Source organism: Skermanella sp. TT6, assembly GCF_016653635.2.
Classification (GTDB): domain Bacteria; phylum Pseudomonadota; class Alphaproteobacteria; order Azospirillales; family Azospirillaceae; genus Skermanella; species Skermanella cutis.
Genome location: NZ_CP067420.1, coordinates 4,832,187 through 4,850,079 on the forward strand (window position 1 = coordinate 4,832,187; position 17,893 = coordinate 4,850,079).

10 protein-coding genes (1 of these 10 running past the window's edge) are annotated in these 17,893 nt (G+C 63.8%); 4 read left to right on the top strand and 6 right to left on the bottom strand.

The window, feature by feature from the left end:
• Positions 1-8,681: the start of an Ig-like domain-containing protein gene (locus tag IGS68_RS22525; protein ID WP_201074109.1), read on the bottom strand. The gene continues 19,393 nt to the left of window position 1, outside the view; the window shows 8,681 of its 28,074 coding nt (coding positions 1-8,681); its start codon is at positions 8,679-8,681; its stop codon lies beyond the left edge, outside the window.
• A gap of 256 nt (positions 8,682-8,937) precedes the next feature.
• On the opposite strand from IGS68_RS22525, the gene IGS68_RS22530 reads away from it, so the two are divergent.
• Together IGS68_RS22530 and IGS68_RS22535 are read left to right on the top strand one after the other, a co-directional pair.
• Positions 8,938-9,522 carry a hypothetical protein gene (locus tag IGS68_RS22530; RefSeq protein ID WP_201074111.1) on the top strand — a complete coding sequence of 195 codons (585 nt, stop codon included), beginning with the start codon at positions 8,938-8,940 and terminating at the stop codon, positions 9,520-9,522.
• Positions 9,523-9,639: 117 nt separating this feature from the next.
• Positions 9,640-10,074, top strand: a complete 435-nt coding sequence (locus tag IGS68_RS22535; protein ID WP_201074113.1) for a hypothetical protein — start codon at positions 9,640-9,642, stop codon at positions 10,072-10,074.
• Between the two features lie 511 nt (positions 10,075-10,585).
• Here the strand turns inward: IGS68_RS22535 and IGS68_RS22540 are convergent.
• Positions 10,586-11,572 carry an IS1595 family transposase gene (locus tag IGS68_RS22540; RefSeq protein ID WP_201074116.1) on the bottom strand — a complete coding sequence of 329 codons (987 nt, stop codon included), beginning with the start codon at positions 11,570-11,572 and terminating at the stop codon, positions 10,586-10,588.
• Positions 11,573-11,693: 121 nt separating this feature from the next.
• Between IGS68_RS22540 and IGS68_RS22545 the strand changes: the two genes are divergently transcribed.
• On the top strand, positions 11,694-11,924 hold the full coding sequence (locus tag IGS68_RS22545; protein WP_201074118.1) for a DUF6471 domain-containing protein: 231 nt from the start codon (positions 11,694-11,696) through the stop codon (positions 11,922-11,924).
• Here the strand turns inward: IGS68_RS22545 and IGS68_RS22550 are convergent.
• Both IGS68_RS22550 and IGS68_RS22555 read right to left on the bottom strand, forming a co-directional pair.
• Entirely contained in the window at positions 11,921-14,782 is a 2,862-nt protein-coding gene (locus IGS68_RS22550) for a class I SAM-dependent DNA methyltransferase (protein ID WP_201074120.1), read from the bottom strand. The two genes, IGS68_RS22545 and IGS68_RS22550, sit on opposite strands and share 4 nt — an antisense overlap.
• 415 nt (positions 14,783-15,197) lie before the next feature.
• Positions 15,198-15,986 carry a hypothetical protein gene (locus IGS68_RS22555; protein WP_201074122.1) on the bottom strand — a complete coding sequence of 263 codons (789 nt, stop codon included), beginning with the start codon at positions 15,984-15,986 and terminating at the stop codon, positions 15,198-15,200.
• Positions 15,987-16,105: 119 nt separating this feature from the next.
• Here IGS68_RS22555 and IGS68_RS22560 point away from each other — a divergent pair, with 119 nt between their 5' ends.
• Positions 16,106-16,390, top strand: a complete 285-nt coding sequence (locus IGS68_RS22560; protein WP_201074124.1) for a hypothetical protein — start codon at positions 16,106-16,108, stop codon at positions 16,388-16,390.
• Between the two features lie 150 nt (positions 16,391-16,540).
• Here IGS68_RS22560 and IGS68_RS22565 read toward each other — a convergent pair whose 3' ends face one another.
• Positions 16,541-16,960, bottom strand: coding sequence for a hypothetical protein (locus tag IGS68_RS22565; RefSeq protein ID WP_201074126.1), 420 nt, complete (start codon positions 16,958-16,960; stop codon positions 16,541-16,543).
• 160 nt (positions 16,961-17,120) lie between these two features.
• Positions 17,121-17,891, bottom strand: a complete 771-nt coding sequence (locus IGS68_RS22570; protein ID WP_201074128.1) for a hypothetical protein — start codon at positions 17,889-17,891, stop codon at positions 17,121-17,123.
• Between the last annotated feature and the right edge of the window lie 2 nt (positions 17,892-17,893).

Here is a 17,893-nt window from a genome sequence, read left to right on the forward strand (position 1 = left end):
GCGCCGGCGCCGGTCAGGGTCAGCGTGCCGCCGTTCAGCGTCACCCTCCCGCCGCCCAGGTTGGCGTCGGCGGCGACGGACAGCGCGCCGGCCGAGACGGTCGTGGTGAAGGCCGCTCCGGAACTGGCGCCGGTCAGGATCAGCGTGCCGGCGCCCGTCTTGGTCAGCGCCCCCGAGCCGGAGATCGCGCCGGACAGGGTGACGTCGTTGCCGTCGCTGGCCAGCGTGCCGCCGCCCGTCCCGACGCTCAGCGCGTTGGACAGGCTGGCGCCCGATCCGGTGACCTTCAGCGTGCCGCCGTCGAGCGTCAGGGCGCCCTGGCCCAGGTTGGTCTGACCGGCGGCCGACAGGGTGCCGCCGGCGACCACCGTCCCCCCCGCGAAGCCGGCGTTGCTGCCGGTCCCGGTCAGGGTCAGAGTGCCGGCGCCGGCCTTGGTCAGGCTGCCGGCCGAGGTGCCGGTCAGGGTGCCCGAGAAGGTGGTGTCCGTGGACTGGCTGACCGTCAGCGCCTTGGCGCCGACCGCGACCGTGCCGGCCCCCGTCAGCGCGCCGATCGTCTCGGTGGCGGACGACAAGGTCAGCGTGCCGGTCACCGAGACCGTGCCGCCGTCGGCCAGCGCCGTGCCGCTGCCGTTGTTGAGTTCGAGGTTGCCGGCCGACACGGTGGTGGCGCCGGTATAGGTGTTGATCCCCGTCAGCGTCAGCGTGCCGGTGCCGGCCTTGGTCAGCCCGCCGGTGCCCGCGATGACGCCGGAGAAGCCGGTCGAGGTGCCGTCGCCGCCGGCGGTCAGGGTGTGCGCGCCCAGCGACACCGTGCCGGCGCCGTCCAGCGAGCCGACGGTCTCGTCGGCACCCAGCGCCAGGGTGGCGCCCGAGGCGACGCTCGCCATCGCCGCGTCGTCGAGGGACGAGCCGCCGCTGATCGACAGGGTGCCGGCGGAGACGCTGGCGGCGCCGGTGCGGGTATTGGTGCCGGAAAGCGTCACGGTGCCCGCGCCCGCCTTGGTCAGCGCCCCGCTGCCGGCGATGACCGCGCTGAGGGTCGCCGTGTCGCCGGAGCCGCTGGTGACGGTCAGCGCGCCGCCCAGCGTGATCACGGCCGTGCCGCTCCGCGCGAGGGTCAGGCCGTTCGCCTGGTCGAGGTCCAGCGTGTCGCCGGCCCCGGTCGTGACGCTGCTGGCGAGCGTGACGGTGGAATTGTCGGCCAGCTTGACCTTGATGGTGTCGGCCCCCGTCTGCGCCACGCCGCGCGCCAGCGCCTCGCGCAGCGAGAAGCCGTCGGCGGCGTCGCCGTCGGCGTCGGTATCGGCGCTCAGGTCCGCGTAGATGGTCGAACTGGTGACCGTCGCGTCGGCGGTGGCCGAGCCGATCCCGTCGTCGAGCGTGAAGCGGATCGTGGCGTCGCCGTAGGGCGTCGCGTTGCCGTAGCCGATGCTCCGCACCAGGTCGCGCACCATGGTCGAGGTGGAGCCCGACGAGAAGGACACGGTGAGCTTCCCGGCATTGGTGTAGGTCCAGGTGGCGAACTGGGTGCCGCCGTGGGACAGGGTGCCGTTGCCGGCCGTGGAGGCCGCCATCGGGCCGCCGGTGAAGGTGATGGAGTGGCCGGTCAGGAAGCTGAACACGTCGGCGCCCGTGCCGTCGGCCGTGCCGGACCCGTCGTTCCTCACCCGCTGGACGGTCAGCGTGCCGGTGTTCCAGTTGCCGGTGTCGTTCTCGGCATCGGCCGCGGTGGCGGCGGCGGTGGCCAGCCCGTTGGCGGCATCGGCAAGGGTCACCGTGTTGCCGGTCGTTCCGCCGCCACCGTCCAGGTCGAGGGTCGGGAAGGTGTTGGCGGTGAACAGCGTGTCGGCGTTGCCGTTGGTGTTGACCGCGCTGAACCCGAAGCTCGGCGCGTTGGTCAGCGTCATCGAGACCTCCGCCGAGGCGAAGGTCGTCGCGTCGGTGTCGATCTGAAGCGTGCCGCTGCTGATCCGGATATTGGCGCCGGTCAGGTTCGGCGCGCCGGCGAGCTGCACCCGGTCTCCGGCGGCCAGGTCGGTGATGGTGTCGCCGGCCAGTTCCGCGACCGTCCCCCTGACCGTGTCGTTGCCGGTGCCGAGCGTCAGGATGTCCGTGCCGGCCCCGGGACTGATCACGTCGGCGATGCTGGTGCCGGTGATGGTCTCGTTCCCCGACGTCCCGTCGATGGTGACGATGTCGGTGCCGCTGTCGAAGGCGTCGTGGCCGCCGAAGGCGGTGAAGGTCAGCGTCGAGAAGTTCACCGTGCCGCCGCTCGCCACGTCGATGTCGAGCGTCGCCGCCGCGTTCGTGGTCGCGTTCACCGCGATCGCCTGATTGGAGAGCTGCGCGCCCGCGAAGGTCGCGGTCTGGCCCGACGTGATCAGGATCCGCTCGACCGCGCCCGCCGTCAGGATCGTCGCCGTGGTCAGGTTGGCGAAGCTGGTCGAGGTGACCACGCTGATCGTGTCGGTGCCCGCGCCGCCGGCCAGGGTTTCCCCGGTTGCCACGTCGTTGGTGTTGTAGACGAAGGTATCGTCGCCGCCGGCGCCGTCGATCGCGTCGGCGCCGCCGTTGCCGGTGATGGTGTCGTTGCCCGCGCCGCCGGTCAGCGTGTCGGCGCCGGCACCGCCGGTCAGGGTCGCGCCGCCGTCCAGGCCGATGGCGCCCACGCTCAGCGCGTCGCCGCCGGCGAACCGGCTCGCGTCGATGCCGACCGCGCCGGTGATGGCGGCGCCCGAGGTGTTGGTCACCGTCAAGGTGCCGCCGTTGATGTTGAAGTTGTCGCCCACCGTGATCGTGTAGGCGGCGTTGGAGGCCAGCGCGATGCCCTCGATCCCGCCCACGGTGCGGCTGCCGGACGTGAAGTCGAAGGTGCCGCCGCCCGACAGCGCCAGCGTGTCGGAACCCGACGAGCCCGCGATGGAAGTCGAGAAGCTGCCCAGCTTGGCGGCATTGATGGTCACCGTCCCCGCGGTGCCGATGGCGAGGTTGGTGACGGTGGTGAAGGTGCCGCCGGTCAGGTTCGCCCCGCCGCTCGCCCGCACGATGTCGTTGGTGCCGGCCCCGGTCAGCGTGCCGGTATAGGCCAGCGTGCCGACGTCGAAGGTCACCGCGTCGTCCGCCGAGGTGGCGGAGACGTTCACCCCGGCCTGCGCCACGGTGATGGTGCGGAGATTGTCGGTTTCGTCGCCGGTGACGTTGAAGGTTTCTATGTTGGCCAGCGTGGTGAAGTCGCCGATGCCGGTGACGATGATGGTTTCCCCGCCGGCCCCGGTCCCGGCCGCCGTGATGGTGCCGGTGAACTGGGCGAGCTGCGCCGCCGTCATGGTCACCGTGGCGCCCGATGCGATCGTCAGGTTCTCGAACCCGCTGACGGTGGCGCCCGAGATGTTCGCGCCGTTGCCCAGCACCAGCGTGTCGGTGCCCGTGCCGCCCGACAGCGTGCCGGTGATCGTGCGGGTGCCCACGTCCACCGTGTCGTTGCCGGTGCCGCCGGTCACGCTCTGCCCGTTTCCGCCCAGGGTGACGCTGTTGGTGGCGTTGGCCAGGACCACCGCTTCGACCGCGCCGTCCACCGTGCCGCTGAAGGCGTCGGTGAAGGTGATCTGGTCGGTGGTGCCGGTCGCGGCGATGCCGCTGGCCCCGCCGTACTGGGACGCGGTCATGGTCGCGCCGCCGTTGAGCGTCAGGCCGTAGGTGCCGCCGCCCGAGGTGGTGATGGTGGCGCCGGCGATGCTCTGGCCGTTGGCGATGCTCACCGCGTTGGCCCCGGCCCCCAGCGCCAGCGCGCCGGTGGCGTTGAACGCCCCGGTGCTGACCGTGTCGTCGCCCGTGCCGCCGGTCACGTTCTGCGCGGCCGCCCCCAGCGTGAAGCTGTTGGTGCCGTTCGCCAGCACGTAGGTTTCCACCGCCGCGGCGCCGGTGACGCCGGTCACGACGCCGCTGAAGGTGATCTGGTCGCTGCCGCCCGACGCCGTGATCGAATTGGCGCCGCTGTGCTGCCCGCCGGTCATGGTGGCGTTGCCGTTGACCGTCAGGCTGTAGGTGCCGGTCGCCGAGATCGTCGCCCCGGCGATGCTCCGGCCATCGGCGATGCTCACCACGTTGGCGCCGCCGCCCAGCGACAGCGCGCCGGTGGCGTCGAACGCGCCGGTGCTCACCGTGTCGGCCCCCGTGCCGCCGGTCACGTTCTGTCCGGCCGCCCCCAGGGTGAAGCTGTTGGTGCCGTTCGCCAGCACGTAGGTTTCCACCGCCGCGGCGCCGGTCAGCCCGGTCACCGTGCCGCTGAAGGTGATCTGGTCGCTGCCGCCGGCTGCGGTGATGCCGGTCGCGCCGGAGTGCTGCGCGCCGGTCATGGTGGCGTTGCCGTTGACCGTCAGGCCGTAGGTGCCGCCGCCCGAGGTATTGATGCTCGCGCCCGAAATATCGTGACCGTCCGTGATGGTCACCATGTTGGCGCCGGCGCCCAGGTTCAGCGTGTCGTTGCCGCCGCCGGTGTTCACCGTGTCGTCGCCGTCGCCGGCGTTGATGGTGTCGGCCCCCGTCGTGCCGGTGATCGTATCCGCCCCGGACGAGCCGGTGACGGTGAAGGCGCCGCCGGTCACGGCGCTCAGGTCGACCGTGTTGGCGCCGGTGGTGCTGCTGTCGCCCGACAGGTCGATGGTGTTGAGCCCGCTGTTCGCGCGGTCGGTCTCGTTCAGGGTGATGCTGATCCCGCCGGTGTTGGCGGCCACCACCGCCAGGGTCTCCACCGTGCCGATCCGGGTGGCGAGGTTGCCGGCGGCGATGGTGATCGCGCCGGTGTCGGTGATGCGCACCGTGTCGGTGCCGGTGCCGCCGGTGATGTTGTCCACCACGGTGCCGCCGGAGATGAAGGCGCCGAGGGAGGCGTAGACGAACACGTCGTTGCCACCGCCGCCGTCGATCGTGTCGGCGCCCGCCCCGCCGTCGATGATGTCGGCGCCGTTGGTGCCGGTGATGGTGTCGGCGTTGATCAGGCCGTTGATGGTCGCGCCGGCGATGTCGTCCAGGTCCAGCGTCAGCCCGGACAGGTTGATCGTGTCGGCGCTGTTGGTGCCGTTGACCGTCAGGCTCTCGCCGCCGTTGTTGCCGGTGCCGTTGACGGCGATGGTGTCGCCGGTGACCGCCGCCGCGTCGAAGGTCACGCCGACGCCGGCGGCCAGGGTCAGGGTTTCGATGCTGGTCAGCGTGGACACGCCGGTGAAATCGGTGGTCGCGGTCACCGACAGGGTGTCGTTGCCGGTGCCGCCGTCATAGCTCTCGCCAACCGCGATGTCGCTGCTGCCGTTGATGACGAACACGTCGTCGCCGCCGCCGCCGACGATGGTGTCGGCGCCGCCGTTGCCGGTGATGGTGTCGTTGCCCGCGCCGCCGGTCAGCGTGTCGGCGCCGGCACCGCCGGTCAGGGTCGCGCCGCCGTCCAGGCCGATGGCGCCCACGCTCAGCGCGTCGCCGCCGGCGAACCGGCTCGCGTCGATGCCGACCGCGCCGGTGATGGCGGCGCCCGAGGTGTTGGTCACCGTCAAGGTGCCGCCGTTGATGTTGAAGTTGTCGCCCACCGTGATCGTGTAGGCGGCGTTGGAGGCCAGCGCGATGCCCTCGATCCCGCCCACGGTGCGGCTGCCGGACGTGAAGTCGAAGGTGCCGCCGCCCGACAGCGCCAGCACGTCGCTGCCCGCCGAGCCGGCGATGGAGGTCGAGAACGCGCCCAGGTTGGTGGTGTTGATCGTCACCGTCCCCGCGGTGCCGATGGCGAGGTTGGTGACGGTGGTGAAGGTGCCGCCGGTCAGGTTCGCCCCGCCGCTCGCCCGCACGATGTCGTTGGTGCCGGCTCCGGTTAGCGTGCCGGTGTAGGTGAGCGTGCCGATGTCGAAGGTCACCGCGTCGGTCGCCGATGTGGCCGTCACGCTGGTCCCGGCGGCGGCCACGGTGATGGTCCGCGCGTTGGTCGAATCGTCGCCGACCGAGAAGGTCTCGACATTGGCCAGCGTGGTGAAGTTGCCGTCGCCCGTGACGGTGATCGTCTCGGTCCCGGCCGCCGTGATCGTGCCGGTGAACTGCGCCAGTTGCGCCGCCGTCATGGTCACCGTGGCACCCGACGCGATCGTCAGGTTCTCGAACCCGCTGACATTGGCGCCCGAGATGTTCGCGCCGTTGCCCAGCACCAGCGTGTCGGTGCCGTCGCCGCCCGACAGGGTGGTGCCGGCGGTAAGCGTCCGGATGCCCACGTCCACCGTGTCGTTGCCGGTGCCGCCGGTGACGCTCTGCCCGTTGGCGCCCAGGGTGAAGCTGTTGGTGCCGTTGGCCAGCACATAGGTTTCCACTGCCGCATAACCGGTCTGGCCGGTAACGGCGTCGGAGAAGGTGATCTGGTTGGTGCCGGTGGCCGAGATGGTGCCGCTGCCGAAGGTGGCGTGCTGGGCCGCGGTCATGGTTGCCGCGGCGATGCCGTCGAGGGTCAGGTTCTCGAACCCGTTCAGCGTAAATCCGGGGGTGGACAGGTCGATCCCCGTCACCCCGAGCACCAGCGTGTCGGTGCCGGTGCCGCCGCTGGCGACCGACGCGCTGGTGATGTGGCTGGCGCTGGCGATGGTCAGCGTCTCGTTGCCGCTGCCGAAGGTGATGCCGGGGTTCAGGTTGGCGCCGGTGGTGGTGTTGAAGCCGGCCGCGGTGGACGATGCCGCCGTCACGTCCGTGACGGTCACCGTCGCCTGGTTGGTGCCGGTGCTGTCGGTGGTGCCGTCGTTGAAGATCCAGTCCAGCGTCACGCTGGACGGCGGCGCGTTGGAGGTGTTGCGGTAGGTGATCTGCCGCAGGATGTTGTCCGCGTCGGCCGAGGTCGGCGTCTCGCCGTTCACGTTGGTGAAGGTGACCACGAGCTGGCCGGCCGTCGTCTGGCTGAAGGTGGCGATGGTCAGGCTGTTCTTCACTAGGTCCGTGCCGCTCAGCGAGATCCCGTTGCCGTCGCTGAAGCCGAACACGTCCTGGGCGTTGGCGCCGCCGTTGCGCCGGATGGTCAGGGTGGCGCCGTTGTAGTTGCCGGCGGCCGAATTCAGCGCATCCAGCTCGGTGTCGGCGACCAGCACGTCGGCGTCGATCACGACCGCGATCCCGGCCTCGGTATAGGTGCCGCCGCCGTTCAGGTTGGTGAAGGTGGGTGCCGCGTTGTTGCCCGACACCGTGATGCCGTTGCCGGTGAGGTCGGCGATGGTGAGCGCCGAATCCGCGCCGCGCGCCCAGTCCTCGGCCGCGGCGAGGTTGTAGGTGACGTTGCCGGTCGAGCTGGTGCCGTCCTTGTTGAGGCGCGAGGCGACCGCCGTCTTGTCGGTCGAACCCAGGGTCACCGTGAAGCTGGTGGCGCTGGTGACCTCCACGTCCGTGGTGTTGGCGGTCAGCGTGTAGGCCGTGCTGTCGCCGCTGAGCGTCAGCTTGGTGACGTCGATGTCGTTGGTGGCGCCGCTCCGCGACGAGAAGCCCGTGCCGGTCACCGTAAGCACGCCGGTCGAGGCGTTGTAGGTCGCCGAGGTGATCGCCGGGCTGGCCCGGTTGCTGACCGTCACCACGTTGCCCGTGGTGTCGGCCACGGTGACCGCCGCGTCGGCGCCCGCCGCCCAGTCCTCCGCCGCGGCGAGGTTGTAGGTGGTGTTGCCGGTCGAGCTGGTGCCGTTCTTGTTCAGGAACAGCGCCACCGCCTCCTGGTCGGCGGCGTTGAGCGTCACCGAGAAGCTGGTGGCGCTGGTCACCTCCACGTTCGACGTGGTCAGCGTGCGGGTCGCCCCGCCCTCGCCGCTCAGCGTCAGCTTGGTCACGTCGACATCGTTGTCGGCGCCGTCGCGCTTCAGGAAGCCGGTGCCGGTGACCGTCAGGATGCCGGTCGAGGCGTCGTAGGTCGCCGACGTGATCGCCGGCACCGGCACGTTGCTGACCGTCACGGCGTTCGTCGCGTCGGCGATGTCGCCCCCGGTGATCACGGTGTTCCAGTCGTCGGCCGCCGCGAGGTTGTAGGTGGCGCCGCCGGTCGAGCTGGTGCCCGCCTTGTTCAGGATCTGGTTGACGGCCGCCTTGTCGGTCCCGGACAGCGTGACCGAGAAGCTGGTGGCGCTGGTCACCTCGACGTCGGATGTCGTCAGGGTATGGGTGGCGTTGCCCTCGCCCAGCAGCGTCAGCTTGCTGACGGTGATGTCGTTGGCGGCGCCCGACGCCCCGACCAGCCCGGTGCCGGTCACCGTCAGCACGCCCGACGTGGCGTCGTAGGTGGCCGACGTGATCGTCGGCGCCGCGACGTTGCTGACGGTCACGCCGTTGCCGGTCGCGTCCACGGTGGTGACTGCCGCGTCGGCGCCGGCCGCCCAGTCCTCCGCCGCCGCCAGGTTGTAGGTGGTGTTGTCGACCGCCGTCGTGCTGTTCTTGTTGAGCAGGCCGTTGACCGCCAGCTTGTCCGCCGCGTTCAGCGTGACCGTGAACGACGTGCCGCTGGTGATCTCCACGTTCGACGAGGTCAGCGTACGGGAATTGCCGCCCTGGCCGGTCAGGCTCAGCTTGGACACGTCGATGTCGTTGGTGGCGCCGCCGAGCTTGGTGAAGCCGGTGCCGGTCACCGTCAGCACGCCGGTCGAGGCGTCGTAGGTCGCGTTCGTGATCGCGGTATTCGGTATCAAACGCCACCACGCCCGCCCGGCGCCTGGCTTTCGTGTGCGCTATGCTGCCTGTAGGCGATACTGGATAAATGTGTGGACGGCGACTCGGGAGGTAGGCAGAATCGGGGAGGTGGCACCTGCCGCTGGTTAGCTAGTGACTAACCCTTACCTGCATCGGCGCGGGGGCCTGGGCTTAGGACGTTTGTGAGCGCGAACCCACACGGTCTTTGGTCCAGGCTTCTTCCCGCTCCGTCCGCGACGGCATCCACATTTGCTCATGGTCACCTCCATCAAGGGCATTATCGCCCTGCCGGGTAGCGATGTGCCGGATGGAGAATCATGCCGAGGTGAACGGCAGGTGCCGCAGTCAAGAGAACCCGATTCCACACCGCCGTCGAGTCATTTTTTCCTAGATCAACCTGTGGAATGGAGATGGGCAGTGGCGGAACTTCACGTGGTATCAGCGCTGGTTGAGAAGCGGTCGGAGATCTCCGGGCAGATCGCGGAGCTGGAGAGGCAGATCAACCGGCACCAGGCCGACCTGGTGCATATCGACGCGGTGTTGCGGATGTACGGCAAAGCCGATCCCGATGCTATCCGGGCCAAGGACATCAGCCGGCGTAGCGACTGGTTCAGGCCGGGTGAGTGCCGGAACCTCGTCTACGACATCCTGCGCGATGCCGAAGCGCCAGTGCTGACACGGACTATCGCGGAGCACATCATGGACGCCAAAGGCATCGACCGGTCCGACGCGCGGGTAGTGGAGCAGATCAAGCGCAGTCTGCGGGAGACGCTGAGGCGGATGAGCGACTTGGAGCGGGTGCCGATGGATGGGGCTATGGGGTGGAAAGTCGGTGTCTAACCTTTCGAGACTATTTCCTACCAAACCATGAGTGAACAATACTTGGACTACAGAACGTTGTCGAAACAGCCGACTTGGTGTTGAGGTTTTACCAGAATCATAAAAGGATATCGCATTATGCAATACGCACAGAATGTTGACTATCTCTTGGCATCGATAATATATTTGGGTTCTCATAATTATTATTGGGCTCGTTCGCCGAAGAACATGGCAGAGGAGTTATCCTTGGACGAGGATAGGCTTCAGAAAGTTTTTAACAACTTTCCTGGTATTTACAGACGTTCAGTCAGAAAGGCAAGAAATGGTCAGCATTATTATGCGCTTCAGGCCAGATACGCGCAGAAAGAAGGAGGGGATGTCAACGATCCCGAGGAAGTCTCTTATATAGAACCGTTGGACACAAACAAGTTACAGCTTCTGATTACCTTTGTCCTTCAATCAGCAGAACAGGAACGCACATCCAGGCGTGCATTTACTACTAACTTTATCTCCATAGCGGCTGCGATAATAGCAGCCACGGCTGCAGTGACTACCGCAATTTTGAAGGCTTAGTTGTCCTGGCCTTTCGCCAATGTCGGCCAAAGGTCATTGGCCGGTCCATGGTTCCCACAGGCCAACGGCGACTTCAAATGGGACGCTGATGAGCAGGCCAGAAAGTGACAGCTATGCCAAAACGGTAGCTTGTATCAATTTCTCTGGACCGCGAGTCCCGACTATGTTGACATGCGTGTACGAGGTGGCGCCCATCAACCGCCCCTTCATCTCAGTCTAAGCGGGTTCAGCGCTTAGGCCAGGATCGACAGTGAGAGACTACCGTCTCCCACTGTCCGAACCGGAACCGTTGGTACGAACGTACCGAGACGGGTTTCGGCCAAGTACAGGCTGCTCTCATAGCAACTTCTCCTGTGGATGCCGGGGGTAACCCCGGCGTTCCGGGGTGCCCTGTGCGCCCCGCCCGTATCAGGGCATGAGGGCAGGCAGGAGAAGGCAGCGATGAGCGCCAATAACGACGCCATCATGATTCGGGGTTTGGAGTCAACAGCTTCGTGGGGCTACTCTAAACTTAGACTTGGTTTACTCGACTTCTTTGCCAGTAGCCGGTGAAGTCCACCGACTGCCCCATGATGCCCGCGCGCTTGGCAACGATGCTGAACAGGGTGCCGTTGGGCTTGCGGCGGTGATCCTCGCGCCATGCCATCTCACCCGCGTACCTGCCCAGGTAGATCCCGCTGATGCGGTGATGCTGGCCGAATTCGGCGCGGCGCAGGCGGGAGAAGAAGCTTTCCGCCTGATTGGTGCAGGCTTCATCCGTGCTGTAGGCCAGCGAGTGGTTGATCACCTTGACCGGGAACTTGGCGCGGAGCTTGTCCCAACCGATCCCCTCGTCGGCATGGATGGTGCTGCCCTTCTCGACGCGGGCCTTGATGAAGTCCACCGAGGCGGCTTCCGACTTGAACACGGCGGTCAGGGTGCGCCCGTCGCGCTCGCGGACGGCAACCACGACTTCGCGCTTGCCGGTCTGGTTCTCGGCTAGGCGACGGTCCTTGCGGTCTTCCTTGCGGTTCTCGGGGCGGACATGACCGCCGACGTGGCAGCCGTCCACTTCCACGACCGCGCCAACGCCGCCGACCGTGGCACCCTTCATCTCCGTCGCCATCGCCTCGCGCAGCTTGTGGCCCAGGACGAACGCCGCCTTGTAGGACACGTCGAGATCGCGGCCGAGCTGCAAGGCGCTGATGCCCTTCACCGCGTTCACGAAGATCACGATGGCCGCCATGTAGTCCCGGATATGGAGCTTGTGATAGGCGAACAGCGTTCCGCTGGTCGGGCTGAAGTCACGCCGGCAAGCCTTGCAGCGATAGCGCGGGGTGGCGCCGCGGGTCACGTCGTAGGCGATCGGGCATTCGCAGTGCGGGCAGACCGGCGAGCCGTCTGTGTCCGGCCAGCGCAGCTTGCGGAACATGGTCCAGGCATCCGCGTCGGATAGCCGCATCACAGCCTTCAGGCTGATCGTGCGGGCCGCTGCCGACATGAGGAAATGCTGTGCCATGATCCTTTGCCATCGTTTGCGTTACTTACGCACTGAATATGATGGCACTGCGTCATATTGTCAATGGCAATCGTAACGTATATGATGGCATCCGTAACGACTACGCTATGGGAGATCGACCGTGCGGAGTGAGGAAGAGTGGGCGGCACTGACAAAGGGGCTGCTGAAGGCCGAGATGACCCGGCGAGGGATTACCTACGACCAGCTAACCGAGAAGCTGGCCGCGATAGGCGTCCATGACACTGCAGTGAACATCCGTAACAAGGTGGCTCGGGGCAAATTCACCGCTGTGTTCATGATCCAGTGCCTTTCGGCTATAGGATGCAAAAGCCTGCGCATGGAGGATGACTAAGCACGCGCCTGATTCAGTGCGAACAACTCTGCCAGAGCGTCTTCGTCGGTAATATCCTCAGGCCATCCATATGCAGCAGCCACAGCTTGGTCGAGTTCGCGGTGAACATTGGTAAGCCAAGTTGGGCGCTCATTGTACAGGTTAGTTAAGGTGCGCTTTCTCAGGAGTTCCGCCGCTGTTCCATTCAGTGGCATTAGACGATCTGGATAGCCTTGAACGACTTCAGGCACGCGCTGGATCAAGTCTGACGGATTGAGCCAGTTACTGCGTAGATCATCCAATCGTTGTGCCGCGGCGGCAATGCGTTGCGCGCGCAGGTCGGCAGCATAATCAACTGCGGAGATATCGGGTGTCAGTCCTTCAGGAAATGGGAAGGTTTCAAATGTGGTACTGGGTGTATAGCGCGGGTCATTTCCAACGCCTAAGAAGGTGCATAGACGCAGTGCCCATCCCTCATGGTAGCGGCTTTGAAGAATGCCAAAGGTTGTGTCATCGTCACGGGCAATAACAACCAACTGACAGTCGGGGAGAACCGATGAATCAAGCCAGACAAAAATTCGGTGCTTGGCAACGCGAGGAGTTACAATGTAACGGGACAGTGGTGTTAGTGCCCGACGCATCCCTGGTCTGGCCTCACCATGCCTCCACCAATTCAGGCGATGTCCATCGCGCCGCACACCCTCCCGCATAGGTTTCACTTTTGCCAACGCGTGCTGAAAAGGTGCTTCATATAAAGCAGCTTCCTCTTCAGACATTGATGTCCCAAAGTCTATGATCCACGTATCAGACGGGCGGCGGGTAACATCCATGCCGTTCATCCACGGACGGACAACATTGGAATTGGGTTGACCATTTGGATTGCGAGGTAACATCAACCACTTGCGTGCCGTACTCTCAGAGACATCAAAGGGCCCGCTCTTTTGAGTACCAATAAAAGCTTTGCCTGCGTTCTGCTCAAGAGTGGTGGCTGCCGTTAAGTTAACACCTCCTGCTGTCAGATCGGAGAAAACCTCTTTCACAACTAAGCCATTCAATCGGCATTCTAGTTCTGCAACTTCTTTTTGCGCGAAACACACGAGAGATACGCGGACGGCAGCACCCTCCACTGTCCATTCCTCGTCAGACCACGCGTCTGTTATCCTGTTATGGTTGAAAATGGCATTCAGAACCGCTCTGTTTGCGCCCCCCCGTAACGAGTTGGTCGCAACAAACCCGACCCGCTGTGCATGGCCAGCTCGAAGTGCGCGGTCGGCAATGGCGAACCAGTAGCATACAAGGTCCGACCCACCTGGCAACCAGTCACCGTAGCCGCGTCTCAACTGGTTTACATACTGCTCGCCTAGTAGGCCAATCATCATTTTGTCCCCAAGGAAAGGGGGATTGCCAATGATGGCATCTGCTTTTGGCCATAAGTGTGCGGGGTCAGGCCAAGGTGCTGTCGGATCAGCGGGAAACAAGGCGTCCCGACATTCGATGTTTTCGAGTGGTTTCAAAATGGGATTGCGCGAGACGTTGAAGCCGTTGCGCTGCATCCACTGAATTTCCCCGATCCAGACGGAGACGCGCGCCAACTCGGCTGCGTAGGGGTTGATCTCGATGCCCCGCACCGCTTCCGGCCCTACGGCGGGGAACTGACGAGTGAAGCCCATAGCCTCACAGTCCAGGTTGACGCGATGCTCCAGCTCTTTAAGCGCCAGTAGGGCAAGGTAGAGGAAATTCCCCGAGCCGCAAGCGGGATCGAGAACCCGGAAGCGCCGCAGACGTTCCAGGAACCCAATGCAGAGGCTCCAGGCATCGTTATGGGCCTTGGTGGACGCTGAGGCGGACTTCGCCTTCCGCGCCTTCTCCAGCGCCGCCTGAACGGTCAGCTTCGCTTCTTCCCATTCACGAGTAAGCGGATCGATGACGACCGGCCCGACAATCAGCATGATCTTGTCGCGGTCGGTATAGTGCGCGCCAAGCTGGCTGCGCTTGTCGGGGTCCAGACCGCGCTCAAACAGGGTGCCGAGGATCGATGGATCGATTTCCGCCCAGTCGAGACGGGCAGCGGTCAATGCCTGCTCCAGATCCTCCTTCTCCATCGGTAGCGCGTCATCGTCATCGAACAGCCCACCGTTAAACCAGGCGACTTCCTCGAAGCCGACGAGGCCACCGCTGCGCATGGCGCCGAACAACTGCTTGGCCATCGGTGCGAACTGGTCCGGCCGCTTCACGCCTTGCTCCAGCATCCGCTGGAACATGCGCCCCGGCAGCAGACCCACATCTTCCGCGAACATGCAGAAGACCAGCCGGTTGATGAAATGCGCCACCGCCTGCGCATCATGACCGCGGGAGCGCAGCCGCAGCGCCAGTCCCGCGAACTCCTTCGCAGCCTTTTCGGTCAATCCCTGCCGCGTCTGACCCGGCTTCAGTTTTTCCGGATCACTGAACACGGCCTTTAGCGTAGCGCGATGATGCGCCTCCCGCAGATCCTCGATGCCGATCCGGTAGATCTGATGGACGGTGTTCGTCCAGTTGGTGTGGATCTCGATCGTCTCCATGTCGCAGACGACCAGCAGCGGCGGATTGTCGAGCGCGACAGCGTATTGCTGGAGCTGGGCGTAGGCGGTTCGCAGATCCTTGCGCTTGCCCTTGTTCTCCCAGGCAAAGCAGCCGCGCTTCCAGACATCCGCCCACCCCTCGCCGCCAGTGGTCTTGGTGGCGCCCCGCTCGAAGGCGTAGTTCTCGCCGGTCGGGTCGCTGTCGGTCGGGGTCGGCTCGTCCAGGAGCGCGCACAGGTCGAGGAAATGCGATTGGGCAGCGGCACGTTCAGTGAGCGTCGATGCCTTCCACTTTTTGATGAACGCTTCGGGAGTCAATCTGGGCTTCCACGTGACGAGAACCGATAACGTTCTACCCCATCACTGGCTGTAGGATCGCGAAAAATTTGATCGTCAATCGCGACACAGAGGATCTGACCTATCCCGTTCTCACTAGACTATGCTCATTGACGGAAAATTAACCGAATCAGCCTAGATCTTTACGGCGAGGTTCTGATACGCCGAAAGGGATAGTGCGATGAATCAAGCCGCCTTGAATGAAGCTATTCGGTTGATTGACGAAGCCGCCGCTGGACCTTGCTCCCCGGACCAAGCGCGGCGGCTTGCCGTGCTTCGTGCTCAGCTATGGCTGCTGGCATGGGAGGCTGAGAAGAATATGACCCTCACCTCTACTGAATGCACTGACATCCTTCTTCGTGCTGCCGCTGAATAGGATGGCGCCGCAACTCTGTCTCTAGCTGGGATCTGGGATACCTCGCGTATTGCGCAGATGAATGAGCATTGCTCGCGCAACTGCAGCCTCCTGTCGTAGTGACCAGAATGCCGTCCTTATCGTTCCGCCTCGTGGCATCGCTCCCCAGGGGAGGTCGTCAGCATTGCCGGAGTCAATGTTGAGCCAACTCTTTCGGAGCATCCCGGCACCGAGGTCCGCGCACTGAATGGGAAGAAATCTAAGGCTGCTACCAACGTTCGCGGAAATGAGATGCGGATGATTGATCTGCGCCGTTCTAAAAACACTTAGGATGCAATCTTCTGCTGCATCCTGGTCGAAGAAAACCGCCACATCTGCTCCGGGAAATCGTTCTTCAGTATGTTTTCCCAAACACTTCAGAACCATGTCCAGGCACTGCTCATACGGACTGGAGAGTTTTGGTGTTTCGTCCCTTTTCCAGTCATCCCTGTGCCAGTCCCTGTCAAGAAGGGCGGCCCCAATGGCATCAATGCTCGACTTGGCTATGATGCTCTCGAAGCCCTTGACGCACAGTATCCCTTTTTCCCGACCCAAATCCTGTTCGATCTCGGAAAAATGAAGACGTTTCAGACCCCAAAACGCGAGATGCTCAGCCCATTCTGCTTCCACGCGCTCCCACTCTACCAACGGCGCAACGTATCCAGCGACGGACGTGACTCCCACAGGCTCCGTAGCGGACTTGTCAAAGTACGCGCTGAGCAACGCCAAAACTCTGTCTCCAGGAGAGGGATTGGCCAATCGGCCCATGACCTTGATCTCGATGTGGTTCACCGTAGCACCCTCTTGCCTGACGCACAAACAACTGCCGAACAGGAGAAAATCTATTGCCCAAATGGCCGAATCGGTTCGGAGTCCTAAGCATCGCGCCCGGATCGGGGACGCTAATGCACATGGAGAAGCCTGTGATCGATGCCCATGACGTGAAGTGCGGCTTCTGTAGCGCGCTGCTTGAACCCAGCACTGATCCGAAATTTAAGAACGGGTACGCCTGTCCCGTCTGCGGGAACGCTGATGAGTTCGACAACATCCTTGCCGTGGTCGGCGAGTACGTCGAGGATCGCACGGCAGATAAGGTCCTTCGGCAAATGTCTGATACCCTGGCTTGCGGCAATCTCTTCAAGGTCACGCCAAAACCCGTCCCAAAAAAGGTCTATCGGTTCGTCATCGATCTTTAGGTGCATCAACTACCCTCTTTCCCGAGACTGAGGACCAAATGTCGAAGAACGAGAAGACTGCGGAAACAATCGGCTCCATCGCCTCTCGCGGCCTACGCAAACCGGAAAGCCTGACACACGACGAAATCAGGAAGCTTGCCGGGTCTGCGCTCACTCAGCGGCCTGACGATCCGGCAGAAGCGCATCCGAAACCGAGGAGGAAGCCGGCGAAGAAGACGAAGTAGGCGCAGCCATCTCTGTCAGACTGACGATCCGCGTGACGCATCTCGTCGGTATCCTGATGACGCCGGAGACCTGCACCGCCCGCTGTTCGTCCGAGTGCCCCAGGTTGGGTGCCAGTGCCTTCACATCAGCGCCGTCATGGATCAGCCATCCGACCGAGGCGCAGGTCACAATGTCAGGCTCCTTGTAGGCCGTGATCCACTGCCAGCTCGACACCGGCTGGGCGCTGTCCTCCCACTCGACCAGGACCAGCGGACACGCTCCCGCATCGTCGGCTAGTTCATCAGCATCGCTGACCCTATCGGTCCAGATCTGGATCGTGGTGTCGGCACCTATCTCATCAGCCAAGATTTTACCCTCTATGTGGTGTAGTGGTGTTGTCCCTAAAAAGGAGTGTCCGATTGCGTCACTGGCTCTCGACACAAACTTCTGAGTTGATAAGGGCCACTGCTCCTAGCAACTGGGGGTACCATTGAACACTCCCGAATTCTCCGACGCATTCATAAAGCTAGACCGCGCACGCAAGCACATTGCGGACGTAGATACTGAGATCAGATTCTTTCTGTCGGCAGACTTTTATCGAGTCCGCATTGAGCCCGATGAGCGGAAATCCATCGTGAAAATTTTCTTTGACACGCTTCATCAGCCTGACAAGGCGTTCAATACTCTCGTTGGTGACGCTATCGGGAACCTGAGAAGCGTTCTTGATTATGCCGCTGTAGCTCTGACCTACCCACATACGGGCCAGAGCGATGGAGTTGGATTCCCATTCGCCGACGATGCATCCGGCTTCGCCGGTCAGGTGAGGTCGGTACGATGCCTCGGTCCATGCGATGTGACGATCCAGAGCATCTTCATCGATGAAGTGCAGGCATACGAGGGAGGTAATGGCCACGCCTTCTGGGTCCTGAACAAGCTTCGCAACATCGACAAGCACAGGCTGTTGCTGACCACCGTCCATATGGCCGGCATAACCGCATCCTTCCGTGATGCCGCCGGAAACGTCTGGAGCAACTTCAGCGTCAATACGGTGGCAGGACAGGGCTGCGGATACCTGATGGCCCCCTTCGGTCAAGTCCAGTTCACAGACGATCCACGCCCGACCTTCGAGGTAGCGTTGCGCGAGCCGCCGTTTGTCGATGAAGCCCCGGTCATGACGTTCCTTCAATCCGCGGCCGAAGCCACGGAAAACCTGCTCCACAGACTCAAGGCGCTGGCGTAATCCGGGAGCATCCGCAGTCACCCCATTCCATTCCATTCCATAACTACTATCGGTCAATT

Coding starts and splice junctions, on each gene's coding strand:
- IGS68_RS22530 (WP_201074111.1), top strand. CDS start 8,938: ATGGTCACCTCCATCAAGGGCATTATCGCCCTGCCGGGTAGCGATGTG.
- IGS68_RS22535 (WP_201074113.1), top strand. CDS start 9,640: ATGCAATACGCACAGAATGTTGACTATCTCTTGGCATCGATAATATAT.
- IGS68_RS22540 (WP_201074116.1), bottom strand. CDS start 11,572: ATGGCACAGCATTTCCTCATGTCGGCAGCGGCCCGCACGATCAGCCTG.
- IGS68_RS22560 (WP_201074124.1), top strand. CDS start 16,106: ATGGAGAAGCCTGTGATCGATGCCCATGACGTGAAGTGCGGCTTCTGT.